15 protein-coding genes and 1 pseudogene are annotated in these 17,342 nt (G+C 72.5%); 5 read left to right on the top strand and 11 right to left on the bottom strand.

The window, feature by feature from the left end; genetic code table 11:
* Positions 1 to 106: 106 nt before the first annotated feature.
* Positions 107 to 1,069 carry a complex I subunit 1 family protein gene (locus ACFYL6_RS24115; RefSeq protein WP_030329816.1) on the bottom strand — a complete coding sequence of 321 codons (963 nt, stop codon included), beginning with the start codon at positions 1,067 to 1,069 and terminating at the stop codon, positions 107 to 109.
* Positions 1,070 to 1,485: 416 nt separating this feature from the next.
* A pseudogene (locus ACFYL6_RS24110) lies at positions 1,486 to 2,082 on the bottom strand (NADH-quinone oxidoreductase subunit C); the annotation flags it as partial.
* Between the two features lie 105 nt (positions 2,083 to 2,187).
* On the opposite strand from ACFYL6_RS24110, the gene ACFYL6_RS24105 reads away from it, so the two are divergent.
* Positions 2,188 to 3,234 (top strand): glucose 1-dehydrogenase, encoded by a 1,047-nt coding sequence (locus tag ACFYL6_RS24105; protein WP_387174403.1) that lies wholly within the window; start codon positions 2,188 to 2,190, stop codon positions 3,232 to 3,234.
* Between the two features lie 16 nt (positions 3,235 to 3,250).
* Here the strand turns inward: ACFYL6_RS24105 and ACFYL6_RS24100 are convergent, their stop codons facing one another.
* Together ACFYL6_RS24100 and ACFYL6_RS24095 are read right to left on the bottom strand one after the other, a co-directional pair.
* Positions 3,251 to 4,567 (bottom strand): DUF2252 domain-containing protein, encoded by a 1,317-nt coding sequence (locus ACFYL6_RS24100; RefSeq protein WP_387174401.1) that lies wholly within the window; start codon positions 4,565 to 4,567, stop codon positions 3,251 to 3,253.
* 99 nt (positions 4,568 to 4,666) lie between these two features.
* Entirely contained in the window at positions 4,667 to 5,248 is a 582-nt protein-coding gene (locus ACFYL6_RS24095) for an NADH-quinone oxidoreductase subunit B family protein (protein ID WP_355005696.1), read from the bottom strand.
* 198 nt (positions 5,249 to 5,446) lie between these two features.
* On the opposite strand from ACFYL6_RS24095, the gene ACFYL6_RS24090 reads away from it, so the two are divergent.
* Together ACFYL6_RS24090 and ACFYL6_RS24085 are read left to right on the top strand one after the other, a co-directional pair.
* Entirely contained in the window at positions 5,447 to 6,013 is a 567-nt protein-coding gene (locus ACFYL6_RS24090; protein ID WP_387174399.1) for a SigE family RNA polymerase sigma factor, read from the top strand.
* The gene (locus tag ACFYL6_RS24085) at positions 6,006 to 7,211 is read left to right on the top strand and encodes a hypothetical protein (RefSeq protein WP_387174397.1); all 1,206 of its coding nucleotides are present in this window, start codon (positions 6,006 to 6,008) and stop codon (positions 7,209 to 7,211) included. The genes ACFYL6_RS24090 and ACFYL6_RS24085 overlap by 8 nt, the downstream gene beginning before the upstream one ends.
* A 52-nt stretch (positions 7,212 to 7,263) precedes the next feature.
* Here ACFYL6_RS24085 and ACFYL6_RS24080 read toward each other — a convergent pair whose 3' ends face one another.
* The 3 genes from ACFYL6_RS24080 to ACFYL6_RS24070 are packed head-to-tail and all read right to left on the bottom strand — an operon-like array spanning position 7,264 to position 10,526.
* Positions 7,264 to 8,766, bottom strand: a complete 1,503-nt coding sequence (locus ACFYL6_RS24080) for a pyridoxal phosphate-dependent decarboxylase family protein (RefSeq protein WP_387174395.1) — start codon at positions 8,764 to 8,766, stop codon at positions 7,264 to 7,266.
* Between the two features lie 27 nt (positions 8,767 to 8,793).
* Positions 8,794 to 10,179 (bottom strand): MFS transporter, encoded by a 1,386-nt coding sequence (locus tag ACFYL6_RS24075; RefSeq protein WP_387174393.1) that lies wholly within the window; start codon positions 10,177 to 10,179, stop codon positions 8,794 to 8,796.
* A gap of 32 nt (positions 10,180 to 10,211) precedes the next feature.
* Positions 10,212 to 10,526, bottom strand: coding sequence for an MGMT family protein (locus tag ACFYL6_RS24070; protein ID WP_387174391.1), 315 nt, complete (start codon positions 10,524 to 10,526; stop codon positions 10,212 to 10,214).
* 13 nt (positions 10,527 to 10,539) lie between these two features.
* On the opposite strand from ACFYL6_RS24070, the gene proB reads away from it, so the two are divergent.
* Both proB and ACFYL6_RS24060 read left to right on the top strand, forming a co-directional pair.
* Positions 10,540 to 11,697, top strand: a complete 1,158-nt coding sequence (gene proB, locus ACFYL6_RS24065) for a glutamate 5-kinase (RefSeq protein WP_238657422.1) — start codon at positions 10,540 to 10,542, stop codon at positions 11,695 to 11,697.
* A 90-nt stretch (positions 11,698 to 11,787) separates the two neighbouring features.
* Entirely contained in the window at positions 11,788 to 13,029 is a 1,242-nt protein-coding gene (locus tag ACFYL6_RS24060; RefSeq protein WP_387174389.1) for a glutamate-5-semialdehyde dehydrogenase, read from the top strand.
* 154 nt (positions 13,030 to 13,183) lie between these two features.
* Here the strand turns inward: ACFYL6_RS24060 and ACFYL6_RS24055 are convergent, their stop codons facing one another.
* The 4 genes from ACFYL6_RS24055 to ACFYL6_RS24040 all read right to left on the bottom strand — a co-directional run bounded on the left by ACFYL6_RS24055 (position 13,184) and on the right by ACFYL6_RS24040 (position 17,337).
* Positions 13,184 to 14,071 carry a prenyltransferase/squalene oxidase repeat-containing protein gene (locus tag ACFYL6_RS24055; protein WP_387174449.1) on the bottom strand — a complete coding sequence of 296 codons (888 nt, stop codon included), beginning with the start codon at positions 14,069 to 14,071 and terminating at the stop codon, positions 13,184 to 13,186.
* A 176-nt stretch (positions 14,072 to 14,247) separates the two neighbouring features.
* Entirely contained in the window at positions 14,248 to 15,429 is a 1,182-nt protein-coding gene (moeZ, locus tag ACFYL6_RS24050; RefSeq protein ID WP_387174387.1) for an adenylyltransferase/sulfurtransferase MoeZ, read from the bottom strand.
* 123 nt (positions 15,430 to 15,552) lie between these two features.
* Positions 15,553 to 16,380, bottom strand: coding sequence for a DUF3152 domain-containing protein (locus ACFYL6_RS24045; RefSeq protein WP_387174385.1), 828 nt, complete (start codon positions 16,378 to 16,380; stop codon positions 15,553 to 15,555).
* A 102-nt stretch (positions 16,381 to 16,482) separates the two neighbouring features.
* A complete protein-coding gene (locus ACFYL6_RS24040; RefSeq protein WP_387174383.1) occupies positions 16,483 to 17,337 on the bottom strand; it encodes a DUF3152 domain-containing protein in 855 nt (284 codons plus the stop codon).
* Between the last annotated feature and the right edge of the window lie 5 nt (positions 17,338 to 17,342).

Genomic DNA, 17,342 nt, shown 5'->3' with positions numbered 1-17,342 from the left:
GAAATGCCCACCTTGGCAGGATTCGCCGGGACAGAAAGTGCAAGATCGACGTGGGAGAGGGGCGGGGAGGCGCGGGGGGGGCGGGGGGGGCGCGGGCGGGGGCGGGTTACAGGGCGATGCGGACGGCTGCGGTGAGGACCAGTTGCGCCAGGGATGCGGGTACCAGCACCAGCCAGCAGAGGCGTTGCAGTTGGTCCTCGCGTAGCCGCGGGTAGGACACCCGGAGCCAGATGATCACGAAGGACACCGCGAAGATCTTGAGCAGCGTCCAGAGCCAGCCCAGCTGGTCGTCGGCGAACGGGCCCTGCCAACCGCCCAGGAACAGCACCGTGGTCAGCGCGGCGATCACCACGATGCCGACGTACTCGGCGAGCAGGAAGAACGCGAACCGCAGACCGGTGTATTCGGTCATGTAACCGAAGACCAGCTCCGAGTCGGCCACCGGCATGTCGAACGGTGGCCGACGGATCTCGGCCAGCCCGGCGACGAAGAAGATGATCATCGCGGGTGCCTGCCAGAGCAGCCACCACGGCTGCCACGCCTCGACGATGCCGGACAGGCTGAGCGTGCCGGCCGCCATCGCCACCGACGCGGCGGCCAGCACCAGCGGCAGCTCGTAACCGAGCAACTGGGCGGCTCCGCGAAGCCCGCCCAGCAGGCTGTACTTGTTGGCCGACGCCCACGCCGACATCAGCACCGCCACCACCCCGACGCCGACCACGGCCAGCACGAAGAAGAGGCCGATGTCCAACGGTTGCCCGACCAGGTCGTTCGGACCGAGCGGGATGACCAACAGCACCAGCAGGTAGGGCACCAGGGCCACCGCCGGCGCCAGCCGGAACACCGCCCGGTCCGCCTCGCGTGGCGTGATGTCTTCCTTCTGCACGAACTTGACGCCGTCGGCCACGAGCTGCGCCCAGCCGTGGAAGCCGCCCGCGTACATCGGGCCGAGCCGGCCCTGCATGTGCGCCATCACCTTGTGCTCGGCCTGGCCGACAAGCAACGGCAGGGTGAGGAACGCGACGACCACGCCGCCGATCCGGAGCACCAGCTCCACCCAGAGCGGCATCAGGCCGTACCCCCGTCGTGGTCGCTCTGGCCAGCGCGGCCCGGCGGGTCCGCGATCGACCCGCCGCCCGATGCGGCCGGGTCGGCCGGGCCTGCGCCAGGCTTGTCAGGTGCGGCCGCGCCAGGCGCCGGCTCGGCCCCCGGACCAGCGCCGGACACAGGCTCGGCAGCCGGGCCAGCGCCGGACACAGGCTCGGCAGCCGGGCCAGCGCCCGGCACGGACTCGGCAGCCGGGCCAGCGCCGGGCACGGGATCGGCCGCCGGGCCAGCGCCGGGCGCGGGCTGGTCGGCGGGGGTCGGGCCGTCGTTGGTGCCGGCAGGCCGGGGTGTACGCGCCGGACGGGCCCCCGGGGCGGGCCGCGCCGGACGCTCACGGGCCGGTCTGGCCGGGGTGCCGCCACGCGGGCCCTCCCCCACCCCACCGGCGCCAGCCGGGGTGGGCGTGGGGCCCCACTCGCCCGGAGCGGGAACGCCCGGCGGGCGGATCGGTCGACGCCCGCCGCCGGCCTCGGACTCGCCCGGCTCCTTCGCACCCGGCCAGGGCTTGGCCACCCGGGAGGCGAGCACGAACTCCTTACGCAGCGGGTGGCCCTCGAACTCCGGGGGCAGCAGCAGTGGCAGCAGCTCCCCGTGGCCGGCGAAGTCGATGCCGAACATCTCGTGTGTCTCCCGCTCGTGCCAGGCGGCACCGGGGTAGACGTCGACCACCGAGGCGACAGTGGGCGCGCCGCGCGGCAACCGGGTACGCAGCAGCAGGCCGTGGCGCAGTCGCGTCGACCAGAGGTGCGCGACCACGTCGAAGCCCTCGGCCAACTCGTCGACGGCGGAGAGCCAGTCGAAGAAGTCGCAGGCCAGCTCGGTGTCGTCACGGGCGGCGGAGACCGCGGTCAGCCAACTCGCGGGCGGCACGTCGACTGTGGCCCGGGCGAACCGTTGCCCGCCGGAGACCGACGGGGTCGCCTCAACCGGCGCGAGCAGCGCGACCAGTCGAGCGCCGACCTCTTCGGGAGTCATGCCGCTGATCCTAGTGCCGGCCGGGCCGGCACCTGGCCGCCGCCGATGCCCAGCGATCTGCCGGCTTTGGGCGCGGCGCACGTCCCGGCGGGGAAAGATGAGGGTGTGCGCGCTGTGACAGTGAGACCCGGGGTCGCCAACTCGCTGAACCTCGTCGAGGATCAGCCGGAGCCGGCTGCCGAGGAGGGCTCTGTCCTGGTCGAGGCGCTGGCGGTGGGGATCTGCGGCACCGACCACGAGATCATCGCCGGGGAGTACGGCGAGGCGCCGCCGGGTGCGGACCGCCTGGTCATCGGGCACGAGTCACTGGGCCGGGTGATCGAGGACTCCAGCGGCACCCTGCAACCTGGTGACCTGGTGGCGGGGATCGTCCGCTACCCCGACCCGGTGCCCTGCTCGAACTGCGCGGTCGGCGAGTGGGACATGTGCCGCAACGGTCAGTACACCGAACACGGCATCAAGGGGCTGGCCGGGTTCGCCCGGGACCGCTGGCGGGTCGAGCCGCGGTTCGCGGTCGGGCTCGACCCGACGCTGGCGCAGGTCGGCGTGCTGCTGGAGCCGACCAGTGTGGTGGCGAAGGCCTGGGACCACATCGAGCGGATCGGGCATCGGGCCGAGTGGCAGCCGCAGACGGTCCTGGTGACCGGAGCCGGGCCGATCGGCCTGCTGGCCGCGTTGCTCGGCACCCAGCGCGGGCTCACCGTCCACGTGCTGGACCGGAACACCGAGGGGCCGAAGCCGGAGCTGGTCGCCGGGCTCGGCGCCACCTACCACACGGTGCCGGTCAACGACCTGCCCTTCGAGCCGGACGTGGTGATCGAGTGCACGGGCGCTCCCACGGTGGTCCTCGACGTGATGTGCAAGGCGGCGCCGACCGGGATCGTCTGCCTGGCCGGGGTGTCCAGCGGTGGCCGGACCATCGACTTCGACGCCGGGGCTCTCAACCGGGCGCTGGTGCTGGAGAACAACGTGGTGTTCGGCTCGGTGAACGCCAACCGGCGGCACTGGACCATGGCCGCGCAGGCACTCGCCCGCGCCGACCAGGTCTGGCTCGAGTCGCTGATCACCCGGCGGGTGCCGGTGAACCGGTATGCCGACGCGTACACCCCCGGGCCGGACGACATCAAGGTGGTGCTGGAGTTCGCCTCCTGAGCGAGGCCGCACCCGCTCAGATGCCCGGCAGTCGACCGTTGCGGAACAGGTCGACGAAGAGCTGGTGGTCCTGGCGGGCGCGCACCCCGTACGCGTGCGCGAACTCCACCAGATGGGCGACGAAACCCGCCTCGTCGGCGTCGACCGCCGCCACGATCGCCTCCTCGGTGGAGTAATCCACCAGGTCGTGACTGGATTCGTCGTCCGCGACCGAGTGCATCCGGGCCACCGCCCGGCCAAGGTCGACGAGAACACCGGTCAGCTCCTCCGGCTCGTTCACGTCCGACCAGTCGAGGTCAGCGGCGTACGGGGAGACCTCGGCGACGAGCTGACCGGCCCCGTTCAGCTCGGTGAAGCCCAACCACGGGTCGGCGTGCGCCTGCAACGCCCGCTGCGACTCGGCGGTCCGGTGCCCCTGGTGCTGGAAGTAGCCGCGGACCGACTCGTCGCTGACGTACCGCGCCACGGCCGGCACCTGCGCCTGCTTCATGTAGATGACGACGTCGTTCTCCAGTGCCTGGGTGTGCCCCTCCAGCAGCAGGTTGTACGACGGCAGCCCGGCCGAGCCGATGCCCACCCCCTTGCGCAGCACCACGTCCTTGATCCGCGCCGCCACCGGGCGGAGCTGCGCCGAGGCGGTTGGCAGGGTGCCCAGGTAGTCCTGGAAGGCGGCGCTGACCAGGTCCCGGGTGGCGTCGTCGATCTCGAAGACGCCGTCGCCGATGGAGAAGCGTCGCTCGTAGTTGTCGATGGTGGTCTGCGCGGCGAGCAGGTCGACGCGGGTGTTGAGCCGGGCCCGCTGGAGCACCCGGCGCAGCACCCCGTCGGCGTTGTCCAGGGTGATCGAGCCGATCGCGTCGTCGCCGCCGGCGGCGATGGCCCGCAGCTCGGTCAGGTACGACCGGGCGAACCCGGCCACCAGTTCCCCGATCGCCGTGTCGGAGAGCGCCTTGCCGTAGCCGAGCAACGCCACGCTGGCCGCCAGCCGACGCAGGTCCCAGGTGAACGGCCCGACGTACGCCTCGTCGAAGTCGTTGACGTTGAACACCAGCTGCCCGGACGCGTTCATGTAGGTGCCGAAGTTCTCCGCGTGCAGGTCACCGTGGATCCACACCCGGCTGGTCCGCTCGTCGGAGAACCGGTCGTCGGCGAAGTCGCCGCGCTGGTCGGCGTAGAACAGCGCGGCGCTGCCCCGGTAGAAGGCGAACGGAGAGGCCGCCATCTTGCGGAACTTGCGGCGGAAGGCGGACGGGTCGATCGCCATCGACGCGCCGAACTCCTCGGTGAGCACGTCGACGATGTGGGCGGACCGCTGGTCCACTGAGCTGCTCATAGTGCGCAGGCTAGTGCGGCGGATCCACCACGGGGTGGCGAACCAGCCACCCATTGATGGTGCTGCCTGGCGTCCGGGCGCGAGGAGCGCGCACCGACCTCAGGTCGCGGCGGGTGGGCGTACCGGCGGGGCGGTGAGCGAGTCCACCGAGCGTGGGGCGGCGGCCTCGCGGGGCGGAGCGTCCAGCGGCGCGGCCAGCACGTCCCGTTGCGGCACACCCCCGATGCCGGACTGCTCGGCGGCGATCTTCTCCTGCAGGCGCAGGATGCCGTGCAGCAGCGCCTCCGGCCGGGGCGGGCAGCCGGGCACGTACACGTCGACCGGGATGAGCTGGTCGACGCCCTTGGTCACCGAGTACGAGTCCCAGTAGGGGCCGCCGCAGTTGGAGCAGGCGCCGAACGAGATGACGTACTTCGGCTCGGGCATCTGGTCGTAGAGCCGCTTGATCGCCGGGGCCATCTTGTCGGTCACCGTGCCGGAGACCACCATCAGGTCGGCCTGGCGGGGGCCGTGGGCGAACGGGATCACGCCGAGCCGGATGAAGTCGTGCCGACCCATGCTGGTGGCGATGAACTCGATGGCACAGCAGGCCAGACCGAAGTTGAACACCCAGAGCGAGTAGCGGCGGCCCCAGTTCAGCACGAACCGGATCGGCTCACCGAGCACTGCCGGCAGCTGCACGACCGCCCCCTTCCCTGTCCCCCACACGACAGTCAACCACAGCGCCCGGCTGCAACCCCGAGGCCCGTTCGAGGCTTCTAACGGGGTACGGCGCGCCGAGCACGACCGCCGCAACGGGGAGCACGGGAACAACCCCGGCAGATCAGCGAGTGGTACGACCGCCTCGGGTACGGGCCCGACGGCGAACGGGGAGGGGCAGTGACAGTGATGACGGGAGCCCGTGCCAACGAGCCACCGGGGGCGATCGCCGCGATGGCCGGGGAGCACACCGTGACGGTGAGCTTCGACGACTTCTACCACGCGCATTTCCGCAACGTGACCACCCAACTGGGCGCCTACACGGGCGACCTCTCGCAGGCCCAGGATCTCGCGCAGGAGGCGTTCTGCCGGGCCCTGGCCCGCTGGGACCGGCTGGCCCGGTACGACGACCCGGTCGCCTGGGTCCGTCAGGTCGCCTGGAACCTCGCCCGGAGCCGCTGGCGACGGCTCCGGACCGCGCGCAACCACCTGCTCCGGCAGCGGCGGACCGAGGCCACGATGGCCGGGCCGACGCCCGATCGGGTGGCGATCGACACCGCGCTGGCCCAACTGCCCGCCAACCACCGACGGGCCGTCATCCTGCACTACCTCGCCGACCTGCCGGTCAACGAGATCGCGAGTCAGGAGGGGGTGGCCGAGGGCACGGTCAAGTCCTGGCTGCACCGCGGTCGGCTGGCGCTGGCGGGACTGCTCGACGAGAGCACCGAGGGGACAGGCAATGTCTGACATCGATCCGTGCCTACGGGACCGGTTCGCCGCGTACCGCGCCGAGACGGTCTGCCAGATCACCGGTCCGGGACCTGACCAGGCCCGGCGTACCCTTCGTCGGCGTCGGCGCACGAAGGCGGTGGCGGTGGCCGTGACGGCGATTGCCCTGGCGGTCGCACCGATCGTCGCCAACGCCGCCCTACGGGACGACGGGTCGGTGCCGGTGCCGGCGCAGACCGGCGAGCCGACGACACCGCCGACGAGCGCTCCCGCACCGACGCCATCCACCCCGCTCACGCCCAGCACCACCACGACCACGAGTCCGGCCGCGCCGGACGGCCGGATCAGCCGGGCGCAGTTGCTGGCCGCCCGCGTCGACCTGCCGGCCTGGCCCTCGTACGCATCGAACTGCGCCACCTCGGACGTTCGGCTGCGGCCTTCGGGACGCGACACGAGTGTGTCGACACTGGCGGACCTGGACCTGAGCTACACCGACCTGGACGGCGACGGCGCGACCGAGACGGTCGCCCTGGTCACCTGCCGGCTCGGCGAGGCCTCGGCGAAACAGCTCGTGGCGTTCGACCGCGACGGGCACGGTCGGATCGTGACCATGGCTCGGGTCGTCGGCACCAAGGAGGGGCTCGACGACATCACGGACGCCTCCGTCACCGAGGACGGGAGGGTGCGGGCGGAGGTGGCCGACATCCAGCCCTGCTGCTCGACGCCGAGTTACTGGGCGCAGAAGCAGTGGCGGACGTACCGCTGGCACGACGGCCGGTTCACCCAGAGCGACGGGCCGAGGTCCTTCGGCAAGGACCCCCGGCTGACCAACCTGGTGCTGACCGGCGGCAACCTCACGCTCGGGCCGGCCGGCACCGACGGGAAGCGTCCGGGCACCCTGACCCTGACCGTGACGAACAAGGGGCCGGTGGACGTGGCGCACCTCGGCTTCGCCGAAATCGAGCGCATCGGGGCGATGAACAACTCCGACTCGTCGATCTGCGTGCCGTGGCGGGGAGGCGACGAGTCGGGGACCACCTGCCGCTCGGCCGGCCTGCGCTCGGGGGAGCGCCGGGCGTACACGTTCCATCTGCTTGTCGATCCGACCCCGCTGAACCAGCCCAGCGTCCGGGTGGTGCACTTCGACGACCAGGACCGGCACTGGCAGGACCGGACGTTCAAAGACAACTACGTGAAGGTGCGGGTGGTTTCCTGACCCGGCCGATCGGGCCCGGCCGGTACTGCCGGCCGGGCCCGGTGCCGCACGGTCAGCTGGGTGCCCAGGTGGGGCGCTGGAGCAGGCTGACGAACTCGACGAGCAACCGCTCGCGCAGCGCCGATGGCGCGGCGTCGAGCAGCGTGTTCACCAGCGCCATCCGCTCCGGCAGTGGGCCCGCGTCCGGATCGCCGCCCAGACCCAGGCCGGCGGCCAGCCCGACGACCATCTCCGGAGTCAGTGCATCCGGGGTGATGGCACCGACCATCGCGCCCAACTCCGCGGGCAGCCGCACGGGGCCGGCGGCCCTGGCCGCGGCCACCGCCTCGGCCAGGTCCGGCCCGAACTCGGCCACCCGGGGCGCGACCGCAGCGGTCACCGTGAGGTGCACACTGGCGGGCAGACCGGCGTACGAGAGCTGGGGTTGGGTGTGCCAGCCCCGCGCGGTCAGCTCGTCGACCAGGACGAACAGGTCGGGGCCACCCTCGGTGGCGGTGAAGCAGACCACTGTCGACTCCGGCTCGGCCATCAGCCGCAACCCGTCGACGGCACGGACCGCGTCGGCCAGACCGGCGACCGCGTCCCGGGTGACGGCGGCCAACCGCAGGTAACCGTCGTCGCCGAGGTGCCGCACGGTGGCGTACGCGGCGGCGATCGGGCCGCCCGAGCGGGTGGACGCGATCACCGGGTTGATCATCGTGTAGCCGGGCCAGTCGGCGTACGCGAAGTACTGCGGGGCGCGCAGGGTGGCGTCGCGGTGCAGCAGCACCGACACCCCCTTCGGGGCGTACGCGTACTTGTGCAGGTCGACCGAGATGGAGGTGACCCCGTGCACCGCGAAGTCGAACGCCGGCACCGGCTCCCCGAGGCGGCGCAGGTACGGCAGGGTCCAGCCGCCGAAGCAGGCGTCCACGTGACAGCGCACCCCGGCCTCGGCCGCGGCGGCCGCGATCTGCGCGACCGGGTCGACCACCCCGTGCGCGTACGACGGCGCGGAGCAGGCGACAAGCACCGTCTCCGGGCGGATCGCGGCGGCCATCGCGGCCGGGTCGGGGCGCAGCGTCTCCGGGGAGACCGGCACGACGTCCAGCGCCACCCGCAGGTAGTGCGCCGCCTTGGCGAACGCGGCGTGCGCGCTCGACGGCACCACGATCCGGGGTGCGGTGATCTCCGGGTGGGCGTCCCGGGCCGTTTTGACGGCGAGGATCAGCGACTCGGTGCCGCCGCTGGTGACGCTGCCGACGACGTCCGGGGCGGTGGTGCCCGGGCCGGCGCCCAGCACCCGGCCGGCGGCGCCGACGAGCGCGTTCTCCATGGCCAGCAGGGACGGGAACGCGGTCGGGTCCAAGCCGTTGACGTGGGCGCTCTCCCGGTGGGCGGCGGCGGCCAGGTCGTCCAGCCCCGGTACCGCCGGGTCGTAGACGTACGCGAACAGCCGTCCCCCGTGGGTGGGCCGGTCCGCGCCCCGCAACTGCCGAACCTCGGAAAGGGCAACCTCGGCGGGAACGCCGGCAGCGGGAAGCGCCCCAGCCTCAACCCTGTTCTCGTCGATCATGGAGTCATGGTGCCCTTCTCGTGACGGTCAACGACTTTCGTCCCCCACCACAACTCCGTGATCGACCCGGTCGCTGTGGGCGGTGAGGGTGTACTGGCGGAGCAGGAGGATCGGAGGGGCGATCAGCAGGGCCGGGATCAGCGTGAAGCCGAGGAGCACTCCCAGTCTCGCCGTGTCGGACTGGGCCGCCGCCGAGCCGGTGTCGGAGGAGACGTAGCCGGAGAGCTGGAGCACCAGGCCGTAGATTCCCGGGCCGAGCGCCAGGCCGAAGGTCTCCCCGGCGGTCCACAGCCCGGTGAAGACGCCCGCCTGCCGTCGACCGGTGCGCGCCGTCTCGTGCGCGATGCAGTCCGGCAGCATGGCCAGCGCGAAGACCTGCTGCCCGGCGTACCCGACGCCGATCAGCGCGACCACGAGATAGACGGCGACCGGCGGCAGCACCGGCGCGGCGACCAGGGCGAACGCACCGATGGCGAGGATCAGCGAGGCGACGACCAGCGCGGTCCGCTTGCCCAGGCGGGCACCGATCCGAGTCCAGATCGGCATCACCAACAGCGCCGGCCCGACGAAGCAGACGAAGAGCAGGGTCGGCCCGCTCTCCTCGTCGCGCAGGATCTGCCCGGCGAAGTAGTTGACCCCGGCCAGGATCGTCGCCACCCCGGCGGACTGCACCACGAAGCAGATCAGCAGCGCCCGGAACGGCCGGTTGGCGCCGGCCACGGCGAGCTGGGCGCGCAGGGTCGGCTCGCTCTCGCCCACCGTGCCGGTCGGCGCGGACCGGGTGCCCAGGAACGCGCCGATCGCGCCGAGGGCGATCAGCACGGCCACGAACAGACCCATCCAGCGGTGCCCGACCACACCGTCACCGCCGGCGCTCACCACCAGCGGCGCGACCGCGCCGGAGACCAGGATGGCCAGCGCCAGCACCGCGATCCGCCAGGTCATCAACCGGGTGCGCTCGGCGTAGTCGCCGGTCAGCTCCGCCGGCATCGCCACGTACGGCACCTGGAAGAAGGCGAACGCGGTGGCGGTGGCGAGGAAGGCGAACGCCACGTACGCCACGGCGGCCGGGCCGTTGCCGAAGGGCGCGGCGAAGATCGACGCGAACAGGACGGCGAGCGCGAGGCCGGCGACGAGCAGATACGGCCGGCGGGCTCCCCACCGTGACCGGGTGCGGTCGGAGATCCGCCCGGCGACCGGGTTCACCAACACGTCCCAGGCCTTGGGCAGCAGCACCAGCAGGGCGGCCAGCCCGGCGGCCACGCCCAGGGTGTCGGTCAGGTAGGGCAACAGCAGCAGGCCGGGGACGGTGCCGAACGCTCCGGTCGCCAGTGAACCGAGCGCGTAGCCGGCGTGCACCGAGCGGGGCAGCGAGCCGTTGGCTGACGAGCCGGCGCCCGGCGGCGTTTTCATGGGCCCGAATGTTACTCACGTTAGGACGGCGGTCACATCCCCTCATCAGGCGACCAGCCCGCTGCCGTGATGTCCACTCCCTCGCCGCGCAGCGGCACTCCCTCGGCCCGCAGTCGGGCCCGCGCCTCCCGCTCGTGCCCCGGCGGCAGGCGACCACTCGCCGTCACCACCCGGTGCCAGGGCACCGAGCCTCCGTGCCGGGCCATGATGTTGCCGATCAGCCGGGCCGAGGCGCGTCCCGAGCGCTCGGACAGCGCGTCGGCCACCCCGCCGTAGGACATGACCCGGCCCTCCGGGATCCGCTCGACCAGGTCGAGCACCGCCTCGACGTACTCGTCAGGAGTCACAATCCGCCACCATATGGGAACGCCGCCGGGCGGTGCGGCCGTGACCACGCAGAATGGTCGGGTGCGCGACGCAGTCACGACGGCCCGGCGGGTCGTCGTCAAGATCGGATCCTCCTCGTTGACCACCGCCACCGGCGGGTTGGCCGACGAGCGCGTCGACACGCTGGTCGACACCCTCGGTCGGCTCACCGCGGAAGGCCGCGAGGTGGTGCTGGTGTCCTCCGGCGCCATCGCCGCCGGGCTCGCCCCGCTCGGGCTGTCCCGACGCCCGCGCGACCTGGCCACCCAGCAGGCCGCCGCCAGCGTCGGGCAGGGGCTACTGATCGGCAGGTACGCGGCCAGCTTCGCCCGGCACGGCCGCACCGTCGGGCAGGTGCTGCTCACCGTCGACGACGTGACCCGGCGGGCGCACTACCGCAACGCGTACCGGACGCTGCGCAAGCTGCTCGACCTGCGGGCGGTGCCGATCGTCAACGAGAACGACACGGTGGCCACCCAGGAGATCCGGTTCGGCGACAACGACCGGCTGGCCGCCCTGGTGGCCGCGCTCGTGCACGCCGACCTGCTGGTGCTCCTCTCCGACGTGGACGCGCTCTGGACCGGCGACCCCACCAACCCGCACTCGACCCGGATCGCCGAGGTGCGCGACGACGCGGACCTCGCCGGCATCACCATCGGCGGGGCCGGCCGGTCCGGCGTCGGCACCGGCGGCATGGTGACCAAGGTCGAGGCGGCCCGGATCGCCACCGGCTTCGGCATCCCGGTGGTGCTCACCGCCGCCGACCTGGCCACGCAGGCGCTGGCCGGCGAACCGGTGGGCACGCTCTTCCACCCGCAGCGGCAACGCCCGACGGCCCGGCTGTTCTGGCTGGCCCATGCCACCTCACCCCGGGGCCGGCTGCACCTCGACCCGGGCGCGGTCGCCGCCGTCGTCGGGCGGCGCAAGTCGCTGCTCCCGGCCGGCATCACCGCCGTGGACGGCACGTTCACCGCCGGCGACCCGGTGGACCTGGTGGACACCGCCGGCGCATCGGTCGCCCGAGGGCTGGTCAACTACGACGCGGTGGAGCTACCCGGGCTGCTCGGCCGCTCCACGTCCGAACTCGCCGCGGCGCTCGGCCCGGCGTACGAACGAGAGGTCGTCCACCGCGACGACCTGGTGCTGCTCTAAGGAGTCAACAATGAGTGAGCGTCAGCGAGCGAGTCATCGGCTCAGGGCTTTGGTGCCTCAGGGCGGCACGGAGCGCAGCGGAGTGCCGGCATGAGCGTGGTTGAGCAGGCGCGACGGGCGCGGGACGCCGCCGCGGAGTTGGCCGTGGCCACGCGTACGGTCAAGGACGCCGCGCTTGTGGCGATGGCCGACGCGCTTGTGGCGCGTACCCCGGAGATCCTGACCGCGAACGAGACGGACCTGGCGGCCGGCCGCGAGGCCGGACTGAGCGCGGCCGTGCTGGACCGGCTCGCGCTCGACGCCGGTCGGGTGGCCGGCATCGCCGACGCGCTGCGCGAGATGGCCGCGTTGCCCGACCCGGTCGGCGAGGTGGTCCGCGGGTCCACCCTGCCCAACGGCCTGGAGCTGCGCCAGATCCGGGTGCCGTTCGGAGTGGTCGGCATCATCTACGAGGCGCGGCCCAACGTGACAGTGGACGCCGCCGGGATCTGCCTCAAGTCCGGCAACGCGGCGCTGCTGCGGGGGTCGTCGTCGGCCGCGCACTCGAACGCCGCGCTGGTCGCGGTGCTGCGCGACGCGGTCGCCGGGGCCGGTCTGCCCGCCGACGCGGTGCAGCTGCTCGACGCCAGCTCCCGTGACTCGGTCAAGGAGCTGATGCGCGCCCGAGGGCTCGTCGACGTGCTCATTCCGCGCGGTGGCGCGTCGCTGATCCGCACCGTGGTCGAGGAGTCGACAGTGCCGGTGATCGAGACCGGGGTGGGCAACTGCCACGTCTACGTCGACGCCGCCGCCGACCTGGCGAAGGCCGTCGCGGTGACGCTGAACGCCAAGACGCAACGCCTGTCCACCTGCAACACGGCCGAGTCGTTGCTGGTGCACGCCGGCATCGCCGACGCGTTCCTGCCGTCGGTGCTGGCCGCGTTCGCCGAGGCGGGGGTGACAGTGCACGGCTCACCCGAGGTGGCCGCGTACTCCGCAGCCGTGGTCCCGGCCACCGAGGAGGACTACGCCACCGAGTACTTGTCCGCCGACATCTCGGTGGCGGTGGTCGACTCGCTGGACGCGGCGGTCGCGCACATCCGCCGCTTCGGCACCGGGCACACCGAGGCGATCCTCACCGACTCGGCGAGCGCGGCCCGCGACTTCGTCGCGAGGGTGGACGCGGCGGCGGTGATGGTGAACGCCTCGACCCGGTTCACGGACGGGGGCGAGTTCGGCTTCGGCGCGGAGATCGGCATATCCACCCAGAAGCTGCACGCCCGCGGTCCGATGGGCCTGCCCGAGCTGACCAGCACCAAGTACGTCGTCACCGGCGACGGGCACCTGCGCTAGAGCCCTACCCCCGCCCCCCTGCGGCGATCTTGCACTTACTGCGTCGACATGGCGATCTTGCACTTACTGCGTCGACATAAGGTGCAATCAGCGCACATCGACGACAGGAACTGCAAGATCGCCGCAGAGGGCGGGGGCGCGCGGGGGCGCGGGGTCAGCCGGGCGGCGCGGGCCGGGCCGCCCGGATCGCGGCCAGCGTGGCGTGCACGTCGAACTGGTGGCCGTCCTCGCTCTCCCAGCCGCCGTCGCTGCGCTGGGTCTCGGTCAGCCGACGCAGCGCCCGCACCATGATCCAGTCTTGTAGGTCGATCCCGGCGCAGCGCAGCGTGGCCGCCAGCCACGCCACGTCCCCCGGGGACATCTTCGGCATCCGCTCGGCGAGCACCACCTGGATCCGCGCCGACTCCTGGAACATCTCCTGCCGGTGCAGCACGGCCGCGCTCAGCCAACCGGCGGCGAGGAACGACGGCCAGCTACCGTCCGGGCGCAGCCGCGCGGCGAGCGAGTGGGCCGCCGCCTGCACCACCCCGGCGTACGCCCCGCCGACCCGATGATCGAGCGGACCCGAGGCCCGGGCGTCGAGGCCGGCGACGGTGAGCCAGAAACCGGCGTTGGCCGACACGAGGAACCCGGCCTCCGGGTCGCCGGGCCGGGCCCACTCCGGTGCCGAGTCGGTCAGCGACACGTCCTCTTCCCAACCGCCGTCGGCCTGCTGTCGGGACGCCAGCCAGTCCAGTGCGCGGCGGGCGGCGGGACGGCCGAGCGCGCCCAGGTCGTCCAGCTCGGCGAGCCGGAAGCAGGTGGCGTCGATCGAGGCGATCTCGCCGCCCCAGGTGGCCGGCCAACCGCCGTCCGGTGACTGGCCGACCTCGGCCGTCTCCAGCAACTCGGCGGGCACGGGGGTGCCGTTGCGGAGCCAGGAGAGGCGGGCGCGTTCCACCGCATCCCCGTGCGCCACGACGAACCCGATCGCGGCTTCCAAGTCGACCACGGCGGAGACGCTACCTGCGCAGACGCGATGCCGCCTCGGAGAATCGGCCAGCCCGGAATGGCTGCGTCGCTCCCGCCGGACGGCCGCTCGGCGTGATCTGCGTCGATTCGCCGGGGCGGCCGGTGGGCCGCCCCGGCCCGGCGGTGTGGCGGTGTGGCCGGTGGGCGGCCCCGGCACGGCCGGTGGGCGGCCCCGGCACGGCGGCCTGGCCGCCCCGGCTCGATTGGTCAGTACGCGGGCAGCGACGGGTCGATCTGCTTGATCCAGGAGAGCACGCCGCCCTGCACGTGCACGGCGTCCTTGAATCCGGCCGCCTTGAGCGCGGCGAGCGCCTCCGCCGAGCGGACGCCGGACTTGCAGTGCAGCACGATCTGCCGGTCCTGCGGCAGCTTCGCGAGGGCCTCACCGGAGATAATGTCGCCCTTGGGGATCAGGGTGGCGCCGGGGATCCGGACGATCTCGTACTCGGCCGGCTCGCGCACGTCGACGAGGAAGATGTCCTTGCCGGCGTCCTGCCACTCCTTGAGCTCCAGGGCGGTGATGGTCGAGTCGAGCGTCGCCTCCTGGGCCTCCTCGGAGACCGCGCCGCAGAAGTCCTCGTAGTCTTCCAGCAGGTCGGTGACCGTCGGGTTGTCGCCGCAGAGCGCGCAGTTCGGGTCCTTGCGGACCTTGATCTTGCGGTATTCCATCTCCAGGGCGTCGTAGACCATCAGGCGGCCGACCAGCGGCTCACCGATGCCGGTGAGCAGCTTGATCGCCTCGTTCACCTGGATCGAGCCGATCGACGCGCAGAGCACGCCGAGCACGCCACCCTCAGCGCAGGACGGGACCATGCCGGGCGGCGGCGGCTCCGGGTAGAGGCAGCGGTAGCAGGGGCCGTGCTCGGCCCAGAACACCGACGCCTGGCCGTCGAAGCGGTAGATCGAGCCCCAGACGTACGGCTTACCGAGCAGCACCGCCGCGTCGTTGACCATGTAGCGGGTGGCGAAGTTGTCGGTGCCGTCGACGATCAGGTCGTACTCAGCGAAGATCTCGCGGACGTTCTCCCGGTCCAGCGCGGTGTTGTGGATCTCCACGTTGACCAGCGGGTTGATCTCGCGGATCGACGCGGCGGCGGACTCCGCCTTGGACCGGCCGATGTCGGAGACGCCGTGGATGATCTGGCGCTGCAGGTTGGACTCGTCGACGGTGTCGAAGTCGATGATGCCGAGCGTGCCGACCCCGGCCGCGGCGAGGTACATGAGGGCGGGCGACCCGAGGCCACCGGCGCCGACACAGAGCACCCGGGCGTTCTTCAGCCGCTTCTGGCCGGTCACCCCGACGTCCGGAATGATCAAGTGACGTGAGTAGCGGCGGATCTCGTCTACGGTCAGCTCGGCGGCGGGCTCGACGAGCGGGGGCAACGACACGGTGGACTCCCCGGGATCGGCGGTGTGAACCGCGCCATTGTTGCTCGCGGGAGCCCCGCTCGGCCATGAGGGACGACACGTGGTCCGGTATGCGGGAGCGGGAATAACCGACGACCCGGCCGATCAGGGGACGATGTCCCCCGCGTAGCGACGACCGTCGAGGTATGGCCAGGCGTTGGCGACGCAGCCGTGCAGGCCGTACGTCTGCTGCTGCATGACCGGGGCGGGCTCCCCCGGGCCGGGGCACGCCTCGTGGTCCTCGCCGAACTCGTGGCCCACCTCGTGGTTGATGACGTAGGTCCGGTAGGTGTCCAGCGAAGCGCCGTAGTCGGGCACCGCCTCCATCCAGCGGGCCAGGTTGATGATGACCTGGCCGGGCAGGCGACAGGAGGTGTAGCGCTCGGTGGTCAACCCGCCCTCGGCGCACATCTGCTCGGAGGTGACCGGGGTGGCCAGGTAGATGGTGAAGTCGGCGGCCCCGGCGTCGTCCACCCGTTGGACCCGCAGCCCATCGGACGCGATCCAACTGCGCGGGTCGGCCAGCACCTCGTCCACCCTGGCGGCGAACACGTCGGCGTCCTGGCCGGCGCCGCGTTCGACGACGACCCGGTAACGGCGCAGCGGCCCGTCCGTGCCGTGCACAGGTGTCTCGCCGTCGGCCACCGTGAAGCGTCCCGCTCCGACCGACGGGTAGCTGGTGGGCGCCGGGTGCGCGGCCACCCCACCTCCGTGGCCCATTCCGCCCTGGGTGGTGGCCGGCGGCTCGCCTGACGGCTCACCGCCTCGGCTCACCGTCACGCCGATGGCGGCGGCGAGCACGAGCACGAGCAGGCCGAGCAGCACGCTGCGGCGACGACGCCTGTGCATCCGGACGAACGCGGGACGCACACCCCGAAACGCCGACCGGTGGTCGGGCGGCCGGGGCGGGCCGTAAGGGGACGACGGCGTCATGGAGTCAAGCGTGCCAGATTATTCGGGCATTTCTCCATTTTTATCGCTATTGCCGCACCCCGCCTGATGGGGGTCAGTGCTCGGCGTGTCGGGCCGATCGGCTCAGAGAGCGGGGCCGGTGTACCGACGCCCGTTCAGGTACGGCCACGGGTTGACCCGGCACCCGTTGAGGAAGAGCGTCTGCTGCATCATCACCGGCGCCGGCCGGCCCGCACCGGGGCAGCGCTCGTGCCGATGCCCAAGCTGGTGACCCACCTCGTGGTTGACCACGTACGTCCGGTAGACGGTCAGCGGCACGCCGGCCGAGACGAAGTGCGGCACGGACAACCGCCACCGATCCAGGTTGATGATCACCTGGCCGGGCGCCCGACAGGACGTGTACGGCCGACCGTCGATGCGGATGTCCACCCCACCCTCGGCGCACATCCGACCCGCGGTGCGGGCGGTGGCCAGGTAGACGGTGAAGTCCCGAGGCGCAGCCCCGGGCACCTGCTGTAGCCGCAGCCGACCGCTGTCGACCCAACTGCCCGGCCCGGCGAGCGCCACCTGAACCGCCTGGGCGAACTCGGCGGCGTCCGCACCACTGCCCGACTCCACCGCGACGCGGTAACGCCGCAGCTCACCCGCCCGACCCAGCACCGGGCCGGAGCGGGGGTGGTAGCCGAACCTGCCCGTGCCGGCGCTCGGAACCGCCCCGGGCACCCGCAACAGCGGGGGCGAGCTGGACGGCACCGCGTCGGAGGGCGAGGGCTCGGCCGACGGCGGCAGCGGCCCGGCCACCAGCGGCGGCGGCGTGCCGATCTCCTCGGCGGCCAGCCGGTCGGCGCCGGGGTGCCCGCCCGGCCCCTCGGCGATCACGGTCACCGCCGCGCCGACGGCCACCACCACCGCCACCAGTTGGGCGAGCAGCGCGAACCGTCGCCGACGGCGACCAGGGAGGCGGGCTGAGCTGGGCATCCACG

Source organism: Micromonospora sp. NPDC007208, assembly GCF_042869175.1.
Classification (GTDB): Bacteria; Actinomycetota; Actinomycetes; order Mycobacteriales; family Micromonosporaceae; genus Micromonospora; species Micromonospora foliorum.
This window is presented reverse-complemented; position numbering and strand designations above follow the sequence as displayed.

What these genes read in the sequence shown, in the direction of transcription:
- ACFYL6_RS24115 (WP_030329816.1), bottom strand. Translation starts at nt 1,069, where the DNA reads ATGCCGCTCTGGGTGGAGCTGGTGCTCCGGATCGGCGGCGTGGTCGTC.
- ACFYL6_RS24100 (WP_387174401.1), bottom strand. Translation starts at nt 4,567, where the DNA reads ATGAGCAGCTCAGTGGACCAGCGGTCCGCCCACATCGTCGACGTGCTC.
- ACFYL6_RS24085 (WP_387174397.1), top strand. Translation starts at nt 6,006, where the DNA reads ATGTCTGACATCGATCCGTGCCTACGGGACCGGTTCGCCGCGTACCGC.
- ACFYL6_RS24080 (WP_387174395.1), bottom strand. Translation starts at nt 8,766, where the DNA reads ATGATCGACGAGAACAGGGTTGAGGCTGGGGCGCTTCCCGCTGCCGGC.
- ACFYL6_RS24075 (WP_387174393.1), bottom strand. Translation starts at nt 10,179, where the DNA reads ATGAAAACGCCGCCGGGCGCCGGCTCGTCAGCCAACGGCTCGCTGCCC.
- proB (WP_238657422.1), top strand. Translation starts at nt 10,540, where the DNA reads ATGGGAACGCCGCCGGGCGGTGCGGCCGTGACCACGCAGAATGGTCGG.
- ACFYL6_RS24060 (WP_387174389.1), top strand. Translation starts at nt 11,788, where the DNA reads ATGAGCGTGGTTGAGCAGGCGCGACGGGCGCGGGACGCCGCCGCGGAG.
- ACFYL6_RS24045 (WP_387174385.1), bottom strand. Translation starts at nt 16,380, where the DNA reads ATGACGCCGTCGTCCCCTTACGGCCCGCCCCGGCCGCCCGACCACCGG.
- ACFYL6_RS24040 (WP_387174383.1), bottom strand. Translation starts at nt 17,337, where the DNA reads ATGCCCAGCTCAGCCCGCCTCCCTGGTCGCCGTCGGCGACGGTTCGCG.